The sequence below is a fragment of the uncultured Cellulomonas sp. genome (genome assembly GCF_947494015.1).
GTDB lineage: Bacteria > Actinomycetota > Actinomycetes > Actinomycetales > Cellulomonadaceae > Pengzhenrongella.
The window spans coordinates 96227-116922 of the sequence record NZ_CANLTL010000014.1 but is presented as its reverse complement, the minus strand read 5'-3'; the positions used below and the strand labels follow the sequence as shown (position 1 = coordinate 116922).

General features: G+C 75.5%; 19 protein-coding genes. 6 read left to right on the top strand and 13 right to left on the bottom strand.

The window, feature by feature from the left end:
* Positions 1-230 precede the first annotated feature (230 nt).
* Positions 231-440 carry a hypothetical protein gene (locus tag Q0840_RS15335; protein WP_298460893.1) on the bottom strand — a complete coding sequence of 70 codons (210 nt, stop codon included), beginning with the start codon at positions 438-440 and terminating at the stop codon, positions 231-233.
* A gap of 216 nt (positions 441-656) precedes the next feature.
* On the opposite strand from Q0840_RS15335, the gene Q0840_RS15330 reads away from it, so the two are divergent.
* A complete protein-coding gene (locus Q0840_RS15330; RefSeq protein WP_298460892.1) occupies positions 657-1607 on the top strand; it encodes a glycosyltransferase family 2 protein in 951 nt (316 codons plus the stop codon).
* A gap of 29 nt (positions 1608-1636) precedes the next feature.
* Here Q0840_RS15330 and Q0840_RS15325 read toward each other — a convergent pair whose 3' ends face one another.
* Together Q0840_RS15325 and Q0840_RS15320 are read right to left on the bottom strand one after the other, a co-directional pair.
* Complete coding sequence (locus Q0840_RS15325) at positions 1637-2041, bottom strand: hypothetical protein (protein ID WP_298460890.1); 405 nt, start codon at positions 2039-2041, stop codon at positions 1637-1639.
* A gap of 86 nt (positions 2042-2127) precedes the next feature.
* A complete protein-coding gene (locus Q0840_RS15320; protein WP_298460888.1) occupies positions 2128-2694 on the bottom strand; it encodes a hypothetical protein in 567 nt (188 codons plus the stop codon).
* 64 nt (positions 2695-2758) lie between these two features.
* Here Q0840_RS15320 and Q0840_RS15315 point away from each other — a divergent pair, with 64 nt between their 5' ends.
* Positions 2759-3193 carry a VOC family protein gene (locus Q0840_RS15315; protein WP_298460886.1) on the top strand — a complete coding sequence of 145 codons (435 nt, stop codon included), beginning with the start codon at positions 2759-2761 and terminating at the stop codon, positions 3191-3193.
* Between the two features lie 48 nt (positions 3194-3241).
* Here Q0840_RS15315 and Q0840_RS15310 read toward each other — a convergent pair whose 3' ends face one another.
* The 5 genes from Q0840_RS15310 to Q0840_RS15285 form a co-directional block, all read right to left on the bottom strand.
* Positions 3242-4288 (bottom strand): diguanylate cyclase, encoded by a 1047-nt coding sequence (locus tag Q0840_RS15310; protein WP_298460884.1) that lies wholly within the window; start codon positions 4286-4288, stop codon positions 3242-3244.
* 196 nt (positions 4289-4484) lie between these two features.
* Positions 4485-7820, bottom strand: a complete 3336-nt coding sequence (locus Q0840_RS15300; RefSeq protein WP_367183140.1) for an alpha-amylase family glycosyl hydrolase — start codon at positions 7818-7820, stop codon at positions 4485-4487.
* A 121-nt stretch (positions 7821-7941) separates the two neighbouring features.
* Positions 7942-8406: a hypothetical protein gene (locus Q0840_RS15295; RefSeq protein ID WP_298460882.1), complete on the bottom strand. Its 465-nt coding sequence runs from the start codon at positions 8404-8406 to the stop codon at positions 7942-7944.
* Positions 8407-8458: 52 nt separating this feature from the next.
* Positions 8459-10759, bottom strand: coding sequence for an MMPL family transporter (locus Q0840_RS15290; protein WP_298460880.1), 2301 nt, complete (start codon positions 10757-10759; stop codon positions 8459-8461).
* Between the two features lie 193 nt (positions 10760-10952).
* Positions 10953-11600, bottom strand: a complete 648-nt coding sequence (locus tag Q0840_RS15285; protein ID WP_298460878.1) for a hypothetical protein — start codon at positions 11598-11600, stop codon at positions 10953-10955.
* Positions 11601-11911: 311 nt separating this feature from the next.
* Between Q0840_RS15285 and Q0840_RS15280 the strand changes: the two genes are divergently transcribed.
* Entirely contained in the window at positions 11912-14737 is a 2826-nt protein-coding gene (locus Q0840_RS15280; protein WP_298460876.1) for a hypothetical protein, read from the top strand.
* Positions 14738-14827: 90 nt separating this feature from the next.
* Here Q0840_RS15280 and Q0840_RS15275 read toward each other — a convergent pair whose 3' ends face one another.
* The gene (locus tag Q0840_RS15275) at positions 14828-15109 is read right to left on the bottom strand and encodes a dsRBD fold-containing protein (protein WP_298460874.1); all 282 of its coding nucleotides are present in this window, start codon (positions 15107-15109) and stop codon (positions 14828-14830) included.
* Positions 15110-15394: 285 nt separating this feature from the next.
* Between Q0840_RS15275 and Q0840_RS15270 the strand changes: the two genes are divergently transcribed.
* Positions 15395-16309: a universal stress protein gene (locus Q0840_RS15270; RefSeq protein WP_298460872.1), complete on the top strand. Its 915-nt coding sequence runs from the start codon at positions 15395-15397 to the stop codon at positions 16307-16309.
* Positions 16310-16577: 268 nt separating this feature from the next.
* The gene (locus Q0840_RS15265) at positions 16578-17525 is read left to right on the top strand and encodes a class I fructose-bisphosphate aldolase (RefSeq protein ID WP_298460870.1); all 948 of its coding nucleotides are present in this window, start codon (positions 16578-16580) and stop codon (positions 17523-17525) included.
* Between the two features lie 63 nt (positions 17526-17588).
* Here the strand turns inward: Q0840_RS15265 and Q0840_RS15260 are convergent, their stop codons facing one another.
* The 4 genes from Q0840_RS15260 to Q0840_RS15245 all read right to left on the bottom strand — a co-directional run bounded on the left by Q0840_RS15260 (position 17589) and on the right by Q0840_RS15245 (position 19511).
* Complete coding sequence (locus Q0840_RS15260) at positions 17589-18605, bottom strand: zinc-dependent alcohol dehydrogenase family protein (RefSeq protein ID WP_367183138.1); 1017 nt, start codon at positions 18603-18605, stop codon at positions 17589-17591.
* Entirely contained in the window at positions 18602-18805 is a 204-nt protein-coding gene (locus Q0840_RS15255; protein ID WP_298460868.1) for a hypothetical protein, read from the bottom strand. Before Q0840_RS15255 ends, Q0840_RS15260 begins: the two co-directional genes overlap by 4 nt.
* A 170-nt stretch (positions 18806-18975) precedes the next feature.
* Positions 18976-19314, bottom strand: coding sequence for a hypothetical protein (locus Q0840_RS15250; protein WP_298460867.1), 339 nt, complete (start codon positions 19312-19314; stop codon positions 18976-18978).
* A gap of 74 nt (positions 19315-19388) precedes the next feature.
* Positions 19389-19511, bottom strand: coding sequence for a hypothetical protein (locus Q0840_RS15245; RefSeq protein WP_298460865.1), 123 nt, complete (start codon positions 19509-19511; stop codon positions 19389-19391).
* A 287-nt stretch (positions 19512-19798) separates the two neighbouring features.
* On the opposite strand from Q0840_RS15245, the gene Q0840_RS15240 reads away from it, so the two are divergent.
* Complete coding sequence (locus tag Q0840_RS15240) at positions 19799-20617, top strand: head GIN domain-containing protein (RefSeq protein WP_298460863.1); 819 nt, start codon at positions 19799-19801, stop codon at positions 20615-20617.
* Positions 20618-20696 lie beyond the last annotated feature (79 nt).

The window sequence follows — 20696 nt, the reverse complement described above, 5'->3', positions numbered from 1 at the left end:
GGCGTGCGGCGCGTGGGACTTGAGCGCCGGTCGTCACGAGTTCCACCGCGCCCGCCCCGGTCCGGGTCGCTCCTGCACCGGTCCGTCGCGTCGGCTCGCGGCCGATCATGGCGGCACCGCGGCCGGCGTCCTCGACCGGCCGCGGTGCCACACCTCCGCCCGGGCACATCCACCCGGACGCGTCCGGGGGGCGCGGGTGCGTCAGGTCACCGCCGGCCCGGACCCTGCGGTCACAGACCGAGCTTCTTGCCGAGCCCGCCCAGGCCCCCCGCGCCGCCGAGCAGGTCCTGGATGTTGATGCCGAGCCTGCCCAGCAGGTCCTGGTGCTGGCTGTTGTCCGTGTCCACCTGGCTGGGCAGCTCCTGGTCGGCCTTCGCGGCCTTGTCGTCGTGGCCCTGGGACTTGAGCAGGTCGAGGATCCGGCTCTTGTCGATGTTCATGGCGTGTCGTCTCCCGGTCTGTGGTGGTGGACGTGGTGCTGGTGCCGCCCGCGGCGTGCGGCCGGCGAAGCCCGGGCCGGGCAGCGGACGGAGCGAGGCCTCGCTCGGCTCCAGCGTCCCGGTGGACCGCAGGTGCTGCAACAGCGCACGGCCGGCGCCGGGTGCGGGCAGCCCGCTCGGCGCGCGCCCGGGCTCCACCTTCGGTATGAACGACGCATGGCACCCGCTGACCCCGACGAACCCCGGCCCGGGACCACGGAGGACCCGCGGGTGACCGTGGTGGTCGCCAGCCGCAACCGGCGCGACGAGCTGCTCGCCAGCCTGGGGCGCCACCACGCGCCGGTCGTCCTGGTCGACAACGGCTCGACCGACGGGACCCCGGACGCCGTCCGCCGCGCGCACCCGCACGTGGACGTCGTCGCGCTGGGCCGCAACGCCGGCGCGGCGGGACGCACGATCGGGGTCCGGCGCGCCCGGACGCCCTTCGTCGCCTTCGCCGACGACGACTCCTGGTGGGCGCCTGGGTCATTGCGCGCCGCTGCCGACGTCCTCGCGCAGCACCCGCGCGTCGGCCTGCTGGACGTGCGCACGCTGATCGGACCCGAGGAGCGACTCGACCCCTTCTGCGAGCTGCTCGCGGCCAGCCCGCTGCCTCCGCGGCTCGGCGACCTTCCGGGACCACGGATCCTCGGGTTCATGGCGTGCGCCGCCATGGTCCGCCGGGACGCCTTCCTGGCCGTCGGCGGCTTCGACGAGGTGGTCCGCTTCCCCGGGGAGGAGGAACGGCTGTCGTGGGACCTCACCGCCGCCGGCTGGTCGCTGGCGTACCTCGACGACGCCGTCGTGCACCACCATCCGTCACCGCGGCGCCAGAGCCCCGCCGACCGGCGTCGTGCCATGGCGCGGTCGCGGGTGCTCAGCGGCGTCCTGCGGCTGCCCTGGCCTCTCGTGATGGCGCGGGCCGCCGCCGCCTGGACCGCCGACCGTGCGCAGCGCCGCGGCGTCCTCGACGCGACCGCGCGGGTCCCGGCGGCGCTGCGGAACCGGCGCGCACTGCCGGTCGAGGTGCTGGCGGACCTCGACCTGCTGGCTCGGACCGGCCCGCGCGGCCCCGCGCGTCCGGCACCCGCGAGCTCTGCCCGCGCGTCGTCCACCGAGCGTCGCTGAGACGACGCGGCCGGCCGGACGGCAGACCGTCAGCGGAGGATCTCCGGGGAGATCCACGACGGGATGTTGTCGTTCTTCGGCGAGAACACGACCCGGACCGGTCGCGGCGGGTGTGCTGCCCCGGGCAGGTCCATGCGGGTGCGACCCAGACGCGAGGCGCGCCGCGTCTCGAGGGTCTCCCAGGCCCCGTCGGGACGTCGACGCTGCACGCGCACGCTGCCCGGGAGCGCGGCGGCCAGCACGAGGCCCGACGCGCCCTCCTGCCGCACCGACGTCCGACCCGCCCGTCGCAGGTCCTTGCGGCTGACCGCACCGATCGGCGCGGCGACGCCGACCGACGGATCCATGCCGGCGCCCGAGCTCATCGACACGTCGACCGCGACGTCCGCTCGTCCCGCGCGATCCCCCATGTGACCCCTCCAGGTCGAGTCCATCCCACCACCCTAGAGCGGAGCCACGACGGCGGGCCGAACGGCGCGGCGGGCGTCGGAGGCGCGCATCGCGACCGTCCGGTGGGCCGTCAGCCGGTGGCGCCCACGATCTCGGCCGTGCCGTCGCCGATCCGCAGATCCTCGCCGGGGCAGATCGTTCCCTCCAGCTCCACCACGCTGCCGCCGAGAAAGGCCACGACGACCGGCCCGTAGCACCCGGTCGCTCCGAGCAGGGTCATGCCGCCGTCGGGGCCGACCTCGTCGGCGGGTCCCTCGCCGAGCCGCACCGTCACTCCCGCCGGCCCGCCGTTCGTGACGCAGATGTTCTGCCCGTCCGCGCACCCCGCGCCGGCGAGGACGACCAGGGCCGACCAGGCGGCCACCCGGACCGGTCCGCGCCTGCTCGTGTGCACGACCGCCTCCGCTCCCCCTCCCCCCGACTGCGTCGCCAGGTCGAGGTCGTCGATCTGGCGGACGGACACCAGCTCGGGCGCGGTCCCGGCCGGCTGCGACCTCGCGGCGATCTCCGTGCGCTCGACGGGACGGGTGCCGCCCCGTGACCCGGCGAGTCCCGTGCAGCCCGCCGGTGCAAGCAGTGCGGTGAGGACGACGGCGGCGGCGGCGGCAGCGGCGAGGGTGCGCCGGGTGAGGGTCACCGACCGGACCACCCGTCGCGGGCTCGGCCCGCCCCCGCGACGGCGGACCTCGGTACGGTGAACCGTGACCGAGCACCGGCGCGTCGCGCCCGATCGTCCCGTCCTGCTGCACACGGTGATCGACGCGCAGGACTGCCGGCGGCTGGCCGAGTTCTACCGTCAGCTGCTCGGGTTGCACTACCGGGACGGTGACGCCCCGCCCGCCGACGACAGCCCGGACGACGCCGACTGGCTCGTCCTGGTCGACGACGGCGGCAGGCGCGTGCTGGCCGTCCAGGAGAAGCGGGACACCACACCCCCGACGTGGCCGTCCGAGCAGGTGCCGATGCAGATGCACATGGACTTCACGGTCGCCACGGTCGAGGAGCTTGCTCGGCAGCGTGCCCGTGCCGAGCAGCTCGGAGCTCGCCTGGTGCACGACCGCTCGCACGATCCCGATGAGCCCCTGTTCGTGCTCGCCGATCCGGCGGGGCACCCGTTCTGCCTGCTCGTCGGGTAGCGCCGCGGGCCGGGTGTGGTCCGCCGGCCCCGTGGGGCGAGCCGGCGCCTACGGGTGCCCTGCTCCGCCGACGGTCCCGGGCGCACCGACGACGCGGTCACGCCCGTGCGCCTTCGCCTCGTACAGGGCGCGGTCGGCCGCCTCGTACAGCTCACCGAACCCCCATCCCGGGTGCGCGGTGACCCACCCGACGCTCACCGTCGGAGCCAGCCCCGGCCGGCGCCAGTGGTGACCGCGCACCGCGTCGCGCAGGTCCAGCGCGCGGCGCCGCACCGCGTCGTGGTCGCCGCGGACGAGGAGGGCGAGCTCGTCACCGCCCAGGCGCGCCGCCAGGTCGTCGTCGCCGGCCGACGCGCGCAGGAGGTCGGCGATCTGGACCAGGACGAGGTCGCCGACGGGATGTCCGTGCGTGTCGTTCAGCTCCTTGAACCGGTCGACGTCCACCACGAGCAGTCCGGTGGGGCGACCCGCGGCGAGGGCCCGGGTGCCCGCCTCGACCAGCCGCCGCCGGACCGTCAACCCGGTCAGCGAGTCGGCCCCGGCGAGCTCGTCGAGCCGGGCCCGCAACCGGTCCTGGTGGGCGTTGGTGAGCTGGAGGACCAGCGTGATCATGGGCAGCGCACACGCGACGACCAACAGGTCGGACGCCGCCGGGCCCGGGTCGAGCACCGAGAACACGATCCAGGCGTCGGCGGACACGGCCAGAGCGGTGACGGACCAGGCGAAGACGCCGCCGAACTGCGAGGCGGCGAAGACGACCGCGTAGACGAGTCCGAACTGCGCGCCGGCCGAGGCGTCGTGAGCGGCGACCACGGTGGCGGCCGTGGCGAGCGGCTGCACGACGGCGACCACCGGCCAGGCCAGGGTGGGGACCCGGTGCGGCACCCGTACCAGCACCGCCGCCAGCAGGCCCACGATCGCCAGCGCGACCAGGGAGCTCGCGACCGAGCCGGCGTCCGAGCCGGGCCGGCCCTGCTGCCACCCGACGACCTCCCAGCCGACGGTGGCCACCATCGCCAGGACGAGGGCGACGGCGAGCACCCGGGCGGCTCCGATCTCGTCGCGAGGCCTGAGGAGGCGGGCGATGGTGTCCACAGGGCGCATCGCAGCAGATCCGGCGCCGACGTGCTCGTCGTTCTCGTCCCGCGGGCGGCCCGGGCGCGGGGCGCACGTCGGCCCCGGGCGCTCGTGCGGGTCGTGCCGGGTGCCGCTCCGGGCCGGACGCGCGACGCGCCGGTGAGCGTGGAGCTCACCGGCGCGCCGGACGCCCCGGGGGGCGTGCCCTGCTGTGTCAGCCTGCGGGGACCACACCGACCTCGGCGACGACGTCGTCGTACCGGTGCAGGAATGCCGCGATCGCCTGGCGGGTGATGGACCGCGCCGGACCGTAGCTCCCGTCGGGGTACCCCTGGGCGACCCCCGCGGCCTCGACCCACGCGATCGCGTCGGCGAACGGGTGGCCGGCGCCGACGTCGGTGAACGAGGCCGCACCGGGCACCGCCGGCTCACCGGCGAGCCGGTGGAGGAACGCGGCCATGGCCTGGCGCGAGACCGGCCGAGTGCTGCCGAACGACCCGTCGGCGTACCCCTCGGTCAGGCCGACCGCCGCCATCCACTCGATCTCGGTGTAGAAGGGGTGCTCCGGTCCGACCTCCGCGAACGTGCGGGTGCCGGCCGGGGGCTCCCAGTCGTCCCCGGCGTAGCGGTACAGGAATGCCGCCATCGCCTGCCGCGAGACTGCGGACGCCGGGTAGTAGAACACCTGGTCGCCGACCGTGGTCCCGTGGGCGAGGCCCTGCTCGGCCATCCACCGGATGTCCGCGAAGAAGGTGTCGGCCGGCGTGACGTCGGCGAAGTCCGGGACCGGCTCGCCGGGGTCCCCGAGCTCGGTGGTGACGAGGTGGGTGGCGTGGTCGTAGACGAACGTCACGACCGACTCCTCGGTGAGCGACAGCGTGAGGTTGTTGCCGTTGAGCGCTCCGCCGGCCCCGTAGTTGACGTCCCAGGCCCGGTCCAGCGCGACCTTGAACTCGTAGTCGCCGGCCGGCAGCGTCACGGTGAGCTTCCACAGGTCGTCGTCGGGGTCGAGGGTCATCTGCGCCTGGTCGCAGGCCGGGTCCCAGTCGGCCTCGCAGCCCATCTCGGTGTTGAGGCTGCCCGGGACGGAGACCTCGTCCGGCTGCGCGACGGTCCCGACCGTGACGGTCCGCACGTCGCTGACCGCCGTGGTGGTGCCCTCGGTGAGCACCGCCCGGTACCGCACCTGCGTGTCGTCGGCGAAGCCGGAGACGTCGTCGACGGCCAGGAACACCGGCAGCGAGTCGTCCGTGCGCAGCGGCGTCCAGGTGGTGCCGTCGAGGCTGCGCTCCAGGGTCACGGTCTGCGTGGTGCGGGCGGGGTCCGTCCACGCCTCGACCGTCACCGCGCCGGAGACCAGGGCGCCCTCGGCCGGGGTGGTGATCGAGACCGACGGCACCGGGGCCTGCGCGGCGGCCACCGGGCTGACCGCGGTGTGGCCGGCGTTGTCCAGCACGACGGCGCGGTAGCTCACCGGGGTGCCGATGGGCAGCGCCGCGACGTCGTGGAAGACCTGGTACGGGGCGTTGTCGTCCGTCCCGATGGACTGCCACGCGCCACCGTCGACCTGTGCCTGGAACGTGACCTCGACGAAGGAGTTACCGTCCACCTCGGCGGCCACGTGCATCCGCGACCGGGCCTGCTCCGACGGCACCGGCGGGGCGAGCGTGATGGTCGGCGCGGCCGCCGACGCCGGGATGGTCCCCGTCGACCGGTACACCACCGCGGACAGCGGCGGCACCGTCACGGTGAGGTCGCCGGTCGCGGTGCTGGGGACCGAGGCCGCGGTGTCGCCGTAGACGAGATCGAACGCACCGTCGGGTACCCAGGTGCTCACCGTCGCGGTCTGCGCCGTCTCGCTGTTGTTGAGCGCGACCACGTACTCGTGCTGCGCCTCGCGGTCGATCCGGGAGAAGGCGTAGATGCCCGCACCGTCGCTCGCGTAGCGGTTCTGGTGCGCGCCGTTGCGCAGCGCGGGGTGCTCGGCGGTGACGTCGGCGAGCGTGCTGATCGTCTCGTAGAGCGGGTGCGTGGGGTCGAAGTTGTCCTCGGCGTGGGTGGCGTCGGTACCCAGCAGGTCGTCGTCGAGGTACTCCGGCACCTGGCTCGCGAAGAGGGTCTGGCGTGCCACCTGGTCACCGCCGCTGCCGGTGAACCCCTGCTCGTCGCCGTAGTAGATGACCGGGTTGCCGCGGGACAGGTACATCAGCTCGTGCGCCAGGCGGTCGCGGGCGACCCACTCGGCGTCCCCGGCATCGGGGTTGTCGGCCTGGATCATCCAGCCGATGCGCCCCATGTCGTGGTTGCCGAGGAACGTCGGCAGGCCGTAGGCGTTGGAGTCGGCGTCGGTGTACCAGTCGTCGCCGGCGAAGAACGCCTCGAGCGACGCCGCGCCGGCGCCCTGCGAGGCGAACCCACGCGCGGCCGCCTGGAACGGGAAGTCGAGCACCGCCTGCATCTGGTTGCGGGTGGTGTAGGACGACGTGAACGGCCGAGAGGTGTCGAACACCTCGCCGAACATGAAGAACTCGTCCTTGCCCTGGTCGTGGGCGAACGCGAGCACCTCAGGACCGAAGCGCTGCCAGAACTCGTCGTTGACGTGCTTCATCGTGTCGATGCGGAAGCCGTCGATGCCGAAGTCGGCGATCCACGTCTCGTACACGTCGATCATCCCGTCGACGACCGTGGGGTGCTCCGTGAACAGGTCGTCGAGGCCGAAGAAGTCGCCGTAGTAGGCGTCCTCCCCCACGAACGTCGTGTCGCCGCGGTTGTGGTAGAGCGTCGGGTCGTTGAGCCAGGCCGGGACCTTCAGGTCCTCCTCCCCCGGCGCGAGCACCGGGACGTACGGGAACGACGTCGCGGGGTCGAGGGCCGGGAAGGTGCCGGTGCCGGCGTAGTCCCGGTCGTCGAACGGCTCCCCCGCCGCGGTCAGGTACGGTTCGACGTCCTTGTTCACGTACGGCTGCCGCGCGCCGGACTCGTACCCGATCACGTCCGCGGTGTGGTTGGTGATGATGTCGAAGTAGACCTTCATCCCCCGTGCGTGGGCCGCGTCGACCAGGGCGGCCAGCTCGGCGTTCGTCCCCAGGTGCGGGTCGATCTGGGTGAAGTCGGTGATCCAGTACCCGTGGTAGCCGGCCGACGCGTCCTCGGGCTGGACGGCCTTGTTCTTGAAGCTGGGCGTCAGCCAGATCGACGTGGTGCCGAGGCCCTCGACGTAGTCGAGGTTGTCCAGGATCCCGGCCAGGTCGCCGCCCTGGTAGAAGCCCCGGTGGGTCGGGTCGAAGCCGGAGACCATCGGGTCGTCGCCGAGCCCTCCGGTGTCGTTGGCCGGGTCGCCGTTGGCGAACCGGTCGGCCATGACGAAGTAGAACGTCTCGTCGGTGACCGGGGCGCGCAGCGAGTGCTCGGCGAGCGCCGCTCCGTCGCCGTCGAGCCCGGGCCCGTGCGACGCGGTCGCGGTGGTGGGGACCGCTATCAGGGCGGTGGTGATCATGGCGGACGCCACGAGGGTTGCCGTGGGGCGCAGGGACATCCTGCTGCGGATCATGTGGGCCTCCTTCATCGCAGGCAGCACTGACGTTAGACCGTCCCACCCACAGGCCGGCACCCGCAGGCGGTCTCCCTGGTCCCGACGCACACGGCCCCGCACCAGCGCCACCGGGCCCGCGTCACGGGACGCGCGCGCTCACCACCCGGCACCGCTCGGACAGCGCGTCCAGGTCCAGCTGCGACTCCTCCAGCTGCCGGACGACGTCGCTGAGCCGGGCGGCGTCGAGCTGGCCGGCGGCGGCCGCGGCGTCCCGCACGATGGCGGCGAGCTGCTCGGCCTGCCGCGCGACCTCGAGGCACGGGTCCGGCGCACCCGCGGAGGCGCCCGGAGCCGGTGACGGGTCGGGGGCCGCGGGGGTCGGCTCCGGCGGCTCGGCAGCGCCCGGAACGGGGTCGGGCGACGGGTCGGGCGACGCGGTCACCTCGCCCGCGGCCGGGCCGACGCCGGCGTCGACGTCGCCCTCCACACCGACGCCGGCACCGAGCCCGCCCAGCAGCACGCCCAGCGCGAAGGTCACCACCGGCAGCAGCCACAGCAGGCGGCCGCCGCCGCGACGCGGTCGTGCTCGGTCCTGGTCCGTCATCGCTCCTCCTCGGGGGTCCAGGGCACGCCGGGTGCGACGTGCCGCGGGTGGGTCACGCCGTGCCGGGCGGCACCCCGGCGTCGGACCGGTGGAGCCGGTGGCTGGGCCAGGCGCTGGCGGGCCCGACCAGCGTGAGCAGGCACGGCACCAGCAGCGACCTGACCACCAGCACGTCGATGAGGATCCCGACGAACATCGCGAACGCGAGCTCCTGGAACGGACCCAGCGGGATGGTGCCGAGCATGCCGAAGCTCACCGCGAGGACCACGCCGGCGGTGGTGATCGCGCGGGTGGACTCGGGCATCGCCGTGCGGATGGCGTCGCGCAGCGGCCTGCGGCGGGCCTCGTCCCAGACGTGGCCCACCCCGAAGATGTTGTAGTCCGAGCCGAGGGCGACGAGCAGGACCGCGGCCGCGAACGGCACGTAGAACGTCAGGCTCTCGCGGCCGAGCACGCCCATGAACACCCAGACGGTGACGCCCAGGGAGGCGGTCAGCGCCAGCACGCTGGACGCGAGCAGGTACAACGGGGCCACCAGCGCCCGCAGGAACACCACCAGCACCAGCAGGTTCACCACGACGGCGACCACACCGATCCGCAGCAGGTCGTGACCGGTGCTGCCGATGACGCCCTGCGCCAGTGCGGTGTCACCGGCGACGCTGATCCGGACGTCCTCGCCGAGGCCGCTGTCGGCGGCCAGCTCGGGCAGGCGCTCGGTCAGCGCGGCCAGGTCGCGGATGGCCGCGGCGTCCAGCGGCTCGTTCTCCAGCACCACGAGCATCCGCGCCGCGTCCCCGCCGCGGGCCAGCACGACGCCGAGCTCGGCGTCCGTGAGCCCGGGCCGTTGCGCCGGGCCGACCACCCCCGCGACCCCGGGCTGCCGCTCCACCATCGCCTGCAGGCGCGCCAGCGCGTCGCGGTCGGCGGTCACGTCGTCGGCCTCGAGGAGCAGGGTCGTGGGGGCCGTGATCCCCGGGGCGAACGCTGCGGCCCCGGCCTGGGACGCGCGGCTGACCGGGTTGTCGGCGGGCAGGCTGCTGGTGAAGCCGAGGCCGAGGGCGATGTTCGTCAGCGGCACCGAGGCCAGGCCGAGGACCGCGACGCATCCGGCCAGCACGGCGGCCGCGACCGGCCGCCGGGTGAGGTGGGCGACGACGTCGGGCCGCGGGATCGCCAGGCGACGTCGCCGTCGGGTGGGCGCGGTGCCGGACCGCACGGCCGGACGGTACGGCCAGAGCAGCCGCGGCCCGATGCAGGCGACGAGCGCGGGCAGCAGGGTCACCGAGACCACCAGCCCGACCAGGACGGCCAGTGCCATCGCGGGACCGAACGCGCGGTAGAACGTCGACTGGGCCGCGAGCAGCGCGGCCGTGCCGGCGGCGACGGTCACCCCGGCCGCCACGATGATCGGGGTGTAGCGCGCCACCGAGTCCACCACGGCGTCGCCCCATGGCGTGCCGCGCTCGAGGCTGCTGCGCAGGGACGACACGTAGAACACCGTGTAGTCCGTGACCACGCCGAGCAGCAGGGCCACCATGAGCGGCTCGAGCTCGGCCGGGGCGCCGATCCCGACGATGGTGCTGAGCACGTGGGACAGGTGGACGGTCAGCCCAAAGGCCACGGCGGACGCGCCGAGCGCGAGCGCCGGCACGAGCACCGCCCGGAAGTTCAGGCTGACCAGGACGACGATCGCGAGCACGGTGAGCAGCTCCAGCCGGGGCAGCGCGTCCCCCGCGATCCGGGCCTGCTCCGCACGGGCCGGGACGGACCCGGCGACGCCGACGACGGCGTCCTCGGGCCGGTCCAGGTTCTCGGCGATGTAGGCCCGGGCGGAGCGCAGCTGGCCGGCGAACGTCTCCGCCCCCGGGTCCATGAACAGGTAGGTCAGGACGGTCGTGTCACGCTCCGCGGCACCGGCGAGCGGCAGCGCGTTGGTCACCGGCAAGGCCCCGAGGAGCGGCGGGGTCGGTGTGGTCTGGTTGACGGCGATGGCGTCCAGCACGGACTCCGCCTGGGCGAACACCGACATCCCCTCGGGGTCGCGCTGCACCACCACGGTGCGGCTCGACAGCGGGAACCCGAACAGCTCGACGGACCGCAGCTCGGCCTGGATCGCCGGCAGGTCCTGCGGGATGAGGCGTGACAGGTCGTCGCCGCCCGGCTCGAGCCGGGGGGCGACGAGCGACAGGACGCCGAGCAGGAGCGCCCAGGACGCGACGATCCACCAGCGCGCGCGCACCGTCCAGCGGGCGTAGGCCAGCCGACGACCGGTCAGCGTGCCGGGGGGTCGTGCACCGCCCGGCGACGTGGCCGACGACGTGGCGGGTCGGCCGGTGCCGTCGGGGACGCCCATGTCCTCGCCCCCCTCGACCTGCCGCCGCCGGTGCGCCCGTGCGCCCGTGCGCCCCCATGGTGCTCCGACCGGGGTCGGTCCGCCGCCGGAGCGCGGCGCCGGTCGGGGCGGGGCGCGCCCCGGGCGGACGCCGGCCGGCTGCCCCGCCCCGTGATGCCGGGCGGGACAGCCGGCGTCGGCGCACGCGGGACGATCAGCGCACGTCGCGCTTGGCCGGCCACATCCGGCCACCGGCAGCGCCACCCAGGACAGCGGCCACCAGCGCGAGCACGATCCCCAGGACGGCACCGTCGAGGACCGGCTGGATGGTGTCCATGGCCGCACCCAGGTCGGCGTCCGGCACGTTGGCACGCTGGATCGCGGACACCTGGGTGAGCACCTCGGCCGCCGCACCGAACAGGGCACCGCCACCGAAGACCGTGAGGAAGATGATCCCGACGGTCGTCAGCGCCCACACGAGAACCCCGTGCAGGAGCCCGTCCTTCACACTGCGCCACATCGCCGTCGCCCCGGCCGTCAGGCCGCCGAGGAAGAAGGCGACGAAGCCGAGCACGGCGCTGATCCACCCCGAGGTGCTCCCGGGCTCGCCCTGGGCCAGGCTCAGCCAGCCCAGCGCGAGGAAGACGAGCTCGAGCAGCATGAACGAGGTCAGCGTGACGACCAGGCCCGCCCAGACCGGTCCCCACCGGACCAGGTCGCCGCGGGTGGGGGGCGTCGGGCCGTGCAGGTGCACGTCCTGCTCGTGGACGGCGGGCTGCACCACGCGTTCCGTGCCGACCGTGGCCGGCTCGACGTGGTGGCCCTGTGCGGCGTGGGCGCCGTGCGCGTCGTTCGTCGTCATGTCCAACCTCCTGGTGGGCGCGTGAAGGGTCGCGGCCACGATTCACGACGTCGGCCGCGGGCTCATCCCGAGGGCCACCACCGCGGCGGAATGACGCACACCTGTCATGTTCGGTGACGCGTCCCAGCGGGCCGCGGTCCCGTCCAGCCGGAGCGTGGGCGAGTCGTCACGACGGCTGCCCAGGACCCGACGTGCTCGTCGAGGACGGTGGGGCCGGCCGGTCCCCGTCACCCCGTGCGCAGAACCGACCATGCGGCGCGCCGCGCTCTGCCAGGCTCGGCGGCGTCCGACCGCACGCCCCGGGAGAACCGATGACCTCCGCAGATCTGCCCGTGCTGCATCCCGGCACCCCGCTCGCCATGACGCCCACCACCACGGTGCCCGACTCCCCCGACCCCGGCCCCGGCCCCGTCGCCGGCACCGACGTCGCCGGCGGAGGGTGGCAGCCCCGTCTCGCCAGCCCGGTGGTCGGCCCGACGGTGCTGGCGACCGCGGTCGCGGGTGAGCGGGTCGTGGTGGGCGGCGACTTCACCTACGGGACGGCCGGCATGCCCACCGGCACGTTCGCCCGGATCGCGCTGTGGGACGGCACGGGCTGGCAGCGGCTGGGGACGGGCCTGGACGGAGCGGTGCGCGCGGTCGCCGTCGTCGGCGACGCGATCTACGCCGGCGGCGACTTCACGATGGCGGGCGACGTGCCCGCGGCGCGCCTGGCCCGCTGGGACGGGACCGCGTGGTCCGCGGTCGGCGGCGGCATCGCCCACCCCGAGGCGGAGTACGACTGCACCGTCCTCGCGCTCGCCAGCGACGGGGCACGACTGTACGTCGGCGGCACCTTCGCCCGGGCCGGCGACCGGGAGGTGCGCAGCCTCGCCGCGCTCGACCTGGCCACCGGCGAGTGGTCCGACCTGGGCGGCGGCGTGCTGCGGGCCGGGACCGCGGACCTGACCGACCCGGGGACCGTCCGGGCGCTGGCCCTGGCCGGGACGGCGCTGCACGTGGGCGGCGGGTTCGACACCGTCGCCGGCCACGTCACCCACTCCTTCGCCACCCTCGACACCGCCAGCCTCGACACGACCACCCCCGGGGCCGGCACCGACGGCTGGCGGACGTACGGCCCGGGCATCAGCGACGAGGAGCTCACCGGCACGGTGCACGCCCTCGCGGTCGACCCGGCGACCGGGGACGTCGCCGTCGGCGGCTCCTTCACCTCGGCCGGCGGGGTGCCCGCGTGGAACGTCGCGGTGCTGCGCGGGACGGCAACCGACGGACGGTTCGAGAGCCTGGGCGACGTGACCAGCTACGGCGGCAAGTACGCGACCGTGCACGCGCTCGCCTACGCCGGCGGCCACCTCCACCTCGGCGGCTCGTTCACGTCGGTCGGCCCGCTGGAGGCGGAGCACTGGGTGGTGCACGACGGCACGTCCTGGGCGGTGCCGCAGCAGCTCGACAACGTCGTGCGCACGCTGGCACCGCACGTCGACGGCGTGCTGGTCGGTGGCGACTTCGACAACGCCGGACCGCTGCGTGTGCAGCACCTGGGCGTGTGGAGCGCGGCGGGGTGGCAGCTGCTGGGCGAGGGCCCCCACTCGGGGTACTTCAGCGGTGGTGAGGTGCAGTCGCTGCTCGTCGACGGCGACGGCGTCGTCGCCGGCGGCCTGGTCGACCAGGCGGGGGCCGTCCGGCTGGGCTCGATCGGGCGGTGGAGCGGCACGGGGTGGGACGACCTGGCCGGCGGCGTCGCGGCCGACGTCGGCGACGGCCAGGTCTTCGCCCTCGCGCGCCTCGGCGACGACGTCTACGCCGCCGGCTCGTTCAGCGCGGCCGGCGGCGTCCCCGCGGCGAACATCGCCCGGTGGGACGGGCGGGGGTGGTCGCCGCTCGGGGCGGGGACCGACGGGGACGTGCACGCGCTGGCCGTGCTCGGCGGCCGGCTCTACGCCGGCGGCGAGTTCGCGCTGGCCGGTGGGCTGCTGGTCGGCGGCCTGGCCGCGTGGGACCCGGTGGCGCAGGGGTGGGGCGCCGTCGGTGGTGGCCCGCTGTACGACCACGCCGTGAACGCGCTGGCCGTGATCGGCGACCGCTACCTCGTCGTCGGCGGCTGGTTCAACGGCTTCAACCACCTGGGCGCCAAGATCGTCGAGGGGCTGCACGGGCTGACCATGTTCGACACCGCCGCACCGCAGGACCCGGGCGACGTGCTCGCCGGGTACCTCGTCCTGCCCGGGGTCAGCCGCTACGGCGCCGCCGGCTGGGTGCGGGCGCTGGCGGTGGTCGGCGGTGACCTGCACGTGGGCGGCTGGTTCGACCAGGCCGGCATCGTCCGCGCGGCGCAGCCGCAGAGCCCGGGCTTCCCCGCCGCGAACCTCGCGGTGTGGCACTTCGCCACCACGGGCGAGTGGGCTCCGCTCGGTGACACCGACGCCCAGGTCTACGCGCTGGCGGCGGACGGCGACGACCTCCTGGTGGCCGGCCAGCTCACCACCGTGGCGGGGACACCGGCGGGACGGGTGGCCCGGCTCGAGCGCGCCACGGGCACGTGGCGGGGACTCGGGACCGGGCTGGCCGGGCCGGACGCGGACGGCTACGTCGTCGGCCGGGCGCTGGCCGTCACGCCGGACGGGCTGTGGGTCGGCGGCACCTTCACCTCCGCGGGCGACGTCCCGAGCACCAATCTGGCCCGCTGGCACGCCGGGCCCGACGACGGGCCCGCCGACGTCCCCGCCGACGTTCCGGACGAGCCCGACGACGCGGTCGGACCGGGCACGTACGAGGAGCACGCCCCGTCCCTGACGTGGACGGGGCGCTGGTCCGGGCTGCGGTCGGCCCGGGACTCGGGTGGCGCGGCGACCCGGGCCCGCAGCGGGCCCGCGTCGGTGTCGCTGCGCTTCCGGGGCGCCGGGGTGGACTGGGTGTCGCGCCGCGGCCGGACGGCCGGCATCAACACCGTCTGGCTCGACGACCGGCTCGTCGCCACGGTGGACCGGTACGCGCCGCGCACGGAGCACGGGGTGGTCGTGTGGTCGGTCACGGACCTGCCGCCCGGCGTGCACACCGTGCGGGTCGAGCACACCGGCACGCGTGACCCGGCCGCGATCGACGACACCGTGGTGGTGGACGCCTTCGTCGTGCACTGAAGTCGTGCCCCGAGGGCGTGCCCCGAGCTCGGGCACTGGGCTCGGGGCACTGAGCTCGGGCGCTGAGCGCGACGCCGGTGCGCGGCCCGTTCAGGCGTCCAGGCGGACGTGCCGGTGCTCGAGCACGCTGAGGTCGTCGGAGGTCGCGCGCAGCAGCCGGTCCGCGAGGTCGCGCAGCGCGCGCGCCGCCGCCAGCTCCTCCCCGACCTCGCGCACCTCCGGGTCGTCGGGGCGCCGCCGGGCCCGCCCGTACCCCTCCAGGCTCGTGCCGCTCGACGTGGTGAGCGTCGCGTGCGCCGCGGTCAGGGTGCCGTGCGGTTCGACGTCGTCGGCGTCGAAGAGATGGACGGTGACGTGCCAGGTGTGGCTCATGGCACTGCTCCCCTCGGGTCGTCGGTCGCGGCGTCGGTGCGGGCAACGGCACCACTGATGTCGCATCCAGCGTCACCGCGCGGCGATGCGTGCGGCAGGGCACAACGTCCTGGCATGCGTGCCGCTGTCCGCGCGCGCCTGCCTGGCAGGCGGCCGGTCGACGATCACCACGCCGCCCGGAGAGGACCTTGTCCCCTGGTCCGGCGCGGCCCTGTCCGGCAGCGTGGTCGCCGAGGGCCGCCCACGCCGGTCGGCGACGTCGGCGGGTCCCCGAGAGGAGTCACCATGAACGCCGACGGCGCCGTCGTCATCGCCGTGGACGGCTCGGCGCACAGTGCCCGCACCGTCGACTGGGGGCTGGACGAGGCAGCGTCGCGCGGCGCCCGCGTGCTCGTCGTGCAGGCGTTCCAGGAACCGTTCGTCCTGGCCTGGGGGTGGTTCCCGGGGCTGCGCGACACCACCCGGTACGTCGGGACCAAGCGCTACCTCGCCGACGTCCGCTCGCACGTCCGCCGGCAGCGACGAGGCGTGCCGGTGGACACCCGGGTGCTCTACGGACCACCGGCGGCGGCGTTGAGCCGGCTGTCGCGCGACGCCCAGCTGCTCGTGCTGGGCGCGCGAGGGCGGGCGCACCCCGCGGACATCGGTCGGCTCGTGCCGCACCTGGTGAAGCATGCGCACTGCCCGGTCGCCGTCGTCGGGGAGATCGCACCCGCCGCCGCACCCGTCGTCGTCGGCGTGGACGGGTCGCCCGCCTCGCTCGACGCGGCGCACGCGGCGGCCCTGGAGGCCCAGCGCCGGGGCGTCGAGCTGCGGGTGCTGCACCCGCGCTCCGCCGGGCCCGTCGCCGGGGCCCGGACCGGCACCCCACCCGGGGTGGAGGGTGACCGGGCCGAGCCCACCCCGCGTGAGGTCCGTGCTGTCGTCGACGCCCTGCGGGCGCAGCACCCCGATCTGGACGTTCGCGTGCAGCCGTCCGACGACGCCGCGGACGCACTGGTCCGGTCCGGGCGGGACGCCTCGGTGGTCGTGGTCGGGGACCGGCGCGCAGGCTCACGCGCGTCGCGGCTGACGTCCGTGAGCGACGAGCTGCTGCACCAGGCGCCCTGCCCGGTGCTCGTGGTCCGGCACGACCACGAGCACCCGGTCCCCCGCCACGCCGACGACGACCTCCGCGACCGCGCCCCCGAACGGGCGTGAGGCCGGGGACCGGCGGTGCCGTGCGCGCCGGGACCGACGTGCCGGGCAGCCTCGGGGCACGCCCCGGGCCTCGCTGCCGGCCGGCGAGGTGGCCGCCCACGGCGCGCGGACGGCGGGGTCCCGCGGGCCACCGGACCGTGCGCCGGCCCGCGGCAGGTCGGGACCGAAGACCCGTGACCGACCGCCGCTCCGGCCGGACGATCGGGAGATCAGCGCTGCACGCGCGCCCGCCGCCGGACGGCGACGGCTGGAACCAGGGAGGCCGACCATGTCCGCACGGGTGGACGAGATCCTGTCGTGGTACGACACCGACGACCCGGGGACGGTCCGGAACCTGAACCGCATGCTCCAGCAGGGGCGCACGGGGGGCTCGGGCAAGCTCGTCGTCCTGCCGGTCGACCAGGGCTTCGAGCACGGGCCGGCCCGCAGCTTCGCGGTGAACCGGGCCGGCTACGACCCCCGCTATCACGCGCAGCTGGCCATGGACGCCGGCTGCAGCGCTCACGCCGCACCGCTGGGCGCCATCCAGCGGATCGCGAAGGACTACGCCCGCGACCTTCCGTTGATCCTCAAGTGCAACAGCTCCGACTCCCTCTTCACCGGCGCGGACCCGGTCCCGGCCGTCACCGCCGGTGTCGAGGACGCCGTTCGCCTGGGCTGCGCCGCGGTCGGCTTCACCGTCTACCCCGGCTCGGCAGCCCGGAACACCATGTACGAGCAGCTGCGACACCTCGGCCGTGACGCCCGCGCCGCCGGGCTGCCGGTCGTGGTCTGGTCCTACCCCCGAGGATCGGGGATCTCGACCGAGGCCCGGACGGCGGTGGACGTCGTCGCCTACGCCGCCCACCTCGCGTGCCAGCTCGGCGCCCACGTGGTCAAGGTCAAGCCGCCCACCGCGCACATCGGGCTCTCCGCCGCGGGCGCCGCCCTGGAACGGGCCGGGACGCCCCTGGACACGCTCGCCGACCGGGTGCGGCACGTGGTGGACTCGGCCTTCGACGGGCACCGGATCGTGATCTTCTCCGGCGGCGCCGCGAAGGACACCGCGGCGGTCCTCGAGGAGAACCGCCAGACGGCGGCGGGTGGCGGCTTCGGCACCATCATGGGCCGCAACTCCTTCCAGCGACCGCACGACGAGGCGGTGCGGCTGCTCGCGCAGGTCATGGACATCCACCGGACGACGTCGCCGCGACCCCTCGCGACCAGTGCCGTCTGACGCGAGGCGCACGGGCGGGGCCGGCTCCGGCGACGTCCCGGCCGCCCCGCCCTGTCCGGGGCGTCACGGGACGACGACGACTGCCGCGCCGGTCACCCGGCCCCTGGCCAGGTCCTCCAGCGCGTCACCGGTGCGGGCGAACGGGTACGGGGTGACGTGCGGTCGGAGCCGCAGCGTCTGCGCGAGCCGCAGCAGCGTCTCCCCGTCGGCGCGGGTGTTCGCCGTGACGCTGCGCAGGCGGCGCTCCCGGAACAGGTGGCGCTGGTAGTCCAGGGGCGGGATGTCGCTGAGATGGATGCCGGCGACGGCGAGCGTGCCGGCCTGGTCGAGCGCCGCGAGCGCCACCGGCACCAGGTCGCCCGCGGGCGCGAACAGGATCGCCGAGTCCAGGGGCACGGGCGGGTCGTCGTCGGCCCGGCCCGCCGAGCGCGCTCCCAGCTCCAGTGCCAGTCGACGGGCGTCCCGGCCGCGGGTCAGCACGTGCACCTCGGCGCCCTGCGCGATCGCGATCTGCGCGGTCAGGTGCGCGCTGGCCCCGAACCCGTAGATCCCCAGGCGGCCCCCGGGCGGCAGGTCGGCGGCCACCAGCGCCCGGTAGCCGATGATCCCCGCGCACAGGAGGGGGGCGGCGTCCGTGTCGGGGAGGTCGGTCGGGATGCGGTAGGCGTAGGCCGCGGGGACGACGGCGTAGGGCGCGAAGCACCCGTCGGCGTCCCAGCCGGTGTAGGCCGACCGGAGGCACAGGTTCTCCCGCCCCGACCGGCACCACCGGCACTGCCCGCACGTGCGGCGCAGCCACGCGACGCCGACCCGGTCGCCGACGGCGAACCGGGTCACCGAGGCGCCGAGCGCGACGACCTCGCCCACCCCCTCGTGGCCCGGCACGACGCCGGCCGCCTTCGGTGCGAGCTCGTGGTCCGCCAGGTGCAGGTCGGTGCGGCAGACACCGCAGGCCCGGACGCGGACCAGGACCTCGCCGGGACCGGGCTCCGGCACCGGCCGCGTCACCGGGACGACGCGGTCCGCGGTCCCGGGCCGTCCGGACACGGCCCAGGCGGTCATCTGCCCGTCGAGGCTCACGGACCTCCGCCCCCGGCGGATCCGGCCCGGCCGGACGTCGCGTGCACGCGACGACCTTCGGCGCTGAGCAGCGCGGCCCGGGTGCGTCCCTGCACCCGGATCGTCGCCAGCAGGCTCGAGACGGAGCTCGTCACGGTCTTCTCGGCGGACAAGCCGTCGCGCGCGACCTCGTGGTCGTCGCGCAGGACGACGTCGATCATGCGGGACCTCGCTCCCGGCGCCGACCCGCGACGGCCCGCGCCACGCCCGTCGTGCGCCTCACGGCCAGCGTCCCACCCGCGTGCGCGCGAGTCCACGGTCCTGCCACCGCTCGTCGACGTCCGCCCGCGCGCGTGGCGCGTGGGCCTCGACGGGGACGCGCCGCGGCGCGTCAGCGCGTCGGGCCACCGTGCCGCCGTGGCGCCGTCGTCGGCCGGGCCCGGGCAGCGCCGGACCGGGCGGCGCCGGAGAAGACGACCGAGACTCCGACCATGAACCCGAAGTCGTACCAGCCGCCGTCGTTGTGGATCTCGTAGAGGCCCACGTCGTCGGAGAAGAGGGACACCAGGAACGTGATCGGGCTGATCAGACCGTGCCACAGCCCCCACCAGAACCCGACGGAGTCCGCGCCGCCCGCCTGGGCCGCGTCGTTGCCCCCGGCCGCGCACGCCGCCAGCACGAGCCCCGCGCCCACGAGCAGCGCCGCCGACCGGATCGTCCGTGCCTGCATGGCCTCGCCTCCGCGTCGAGCCAACTCCCCGGGCACCGCGCGGTGCAGGGGCGAAGGTCCCGGCCCGCTCCGGGTCACGCGCGGGCGCCGAGCAGCTCGAACGGCGTGGCGTCGTGCTCACGGTCGACGGCCACGGCCCGCAGCAGCGGCATGTGCTCGACCGCCTGCCCCCGGCATGGTCTCCGTCGTGACGTCATGGCCGTCGCGGTAGTGGTACCCCAGCCGCACCATGCCGGTGACCTCCCCGGGACTCGAGCGCGGTGTGGTGTCCATGGTCCGCCCCCTCGTGGGGCTCCGTCTGAGCCCGCTCCAGGGGTAGCGCCCGGCGTGTCGCCCGGTGAAGGGCCTCGAGTCCTCGTCGTCGGGGTCGGCACCGGCGGGTCGGCACCGGCGGGCCGGGCTGCGGCGGGCCGGTGCCGCGGTCCGCCTGGGCACGGACCTTGGACCCGTGCCCGGGCGGGGGGCTCCCTGGCAGCGTGGAGCCATGACCACGACCTCGCACGCGGGCGCCCGCCGCCCGCCGGACGCGCCGCCCGCCGGACGCTCCGCCCGCCTGACGCGTCCGTCGGGTCCGCGGCCGCGGCGAGAGGAGCGGACGACGTCCGTGCATCGGCTGTGCGGGCTGACCGTGCTCGCCGCGCTGGTCGCGACGCCCACCGGCTGCGCGCTCACCGCCCCGGGGACGACGCTCACCGAGGACCGCCCCGTCACCGGCGTGACGGCGGTCGACCTGGCCACCGGCGGCGACCTCACCGTCAGCCGCGGGTCGCGGCCCGGGCTGACGATCACCGCCGGCGACGGCGTCCTGCCGCGGCTGACCAGCGACGTGCACGAGGGTCGGCTGGAGCTGGGGGTGGACGGGCTCGTGACGCGCCTCGGCGACGTCCGCTACGAGCTGGTGGTGCCGGTCCTCGACGCCGTCACCGTGTCGGGGTCAGGCACTGCCCGTGTCCTCGAGCCGACCACGGACCACCTGACCGTCACGGTCAGCGGGTCCGGCGACGTCGTGGTCGGCCAGGTCGCGGCGGACGACCTCCGGGTCGAGATCAGCGGCTCGGGCGCCGTCCGGGCCGACGGGGCCACCGACCGGCTGGAGGTGCGCATCAGCGGGTCCGGCGGCTACGAGGGCGCGGACCTGGACGCCGAGGACGCGACGGTCGACGTCGTCGGATCCGGCTCGGCGGAGGTTCGCGCCACGGGCACCCTGATGGCCACGGTGACCGGCAGCGGACGGATCCGTCACACCGGCGGGGCGCAGGTCACCCGACACGTGCTCGGCTCGGGGGCCGTCACCCAGGGGTGACGCCCTGTGCGGCGCGGTCCGGCACAGCCCTCGGCGACGACCTGAACAGGGGATGCGCCGCGACCGCGAAGAGCCGACC

Excerpts from the sequence above, each read along its gene's own strand:
- Q0840_RS15285 (WP_298460878.1), bottom strand. The coding sequence starts at position 11,600 with ATGACGACGAACGACGCGCACGGCGCCCACGCCGCACAGGGCCACCAC.
- Q0840_RS15240 (WP_298460863.1), top strand. The coding sequence starts at position 19,799 with ATGACCACGACCTCGCACGCGGGCGCCCGCCGCCCGCCGGACGCGCCG.
- Q0840_RS15250 (WP_298460867.1), bottom strand. The coding sequence starts at position 19,314 with ATGCAGGCACGGACGATCCGGTCGGCGGCGCTGCTCGTGGGCGCGGGG.
- Q0840_RS15255 (WP_298460868.1), bottom strand. The coding sequence starts at position 18,805 with ATGATCGACGTCGTCCTGCGCGACGACCACGAGGTCGCGCGCGACGGC.
- Q0840_RS15280 (WP_298460876.1), top strand. The coding sequence starts at position 11,912 with ATGACCTCCGCAGATCTGCCCGTGCTGCATCCCGGCACCCCGCTCGCC.
- Q0840_RS15265 (WP_298460870.1), top strand. The coding sequence starts at position 16,578 with ATGTCCGCACGGGTGGACGAGATCCTGTCGTGGTACGACACCGACGAC.
- Q0840_RS15300 (WP_367183140.1), bottom strand. The coding sequence starts at position 7,820 with ATGATCCGCAGCAGGATGTCCCTGCGCCCCACGGCAACCCTCGTGGCG.
- Q0840_RS15275 (WP_298460874.1), bottom strand. The coding sequence starts at position 15,109 with ATGAGCCACACCTGGCACGTCACCGTCCATCTCTTCGACGCCGACGAC.
- Q0840_RS15245 (WP_298460865.1), bottom strand. The coding sequence starts at position 19,511 with ATGACGTCACGACGGAGACCATGCCGGGGGCAGGCGGTCGAGCACATG.
- Q0840_RS15325 (WP_298460890.1), bottom strand. The coding sequence starts at position 2,041 with ATGGACTCGACCTGGAGGGGTCACATGGGGGATCGCGCGGGACGAGCG.
- Q0840_RS15335 (WP_298460893.1), bottom strand. The coding sequence starts at position 440 with ATGAACATCGACAAGAGCCGGATCCTCGACCTGCTCAAGTCCCAGGGC.
- Q0840_RS15295 (WP_298460882.1), bottom strand. The coding sequence starts at position 8,406 with ATGACGGACCAGGACCGAGCACGACCGCGTCGCGGCGGCGGCCGCCTG.
- Q0840_RS15270 (WP_298460872.1), top strand. The coding sequence starts at position 15,395 with ATGAACGCCGACGGCGCCGTCGTCATCGCCGTGGACGGCTCGGCGCAC.
- Q0840_RS15290 (WP_298460880.1), bottom strand. The coding sequence starts at position 10,759 with ATGGGCGTCCCCGACGGCACCGGCCGACCCGCCACGTCGTCGGCCACG.
- Q0840_RS15330 (WP_298460892.1), top strand. The coding sequence starts at position 657 with ATGGCACCCGCTGACCCCGACGAACCCCGGCCCGGGACCACGGAGGAC.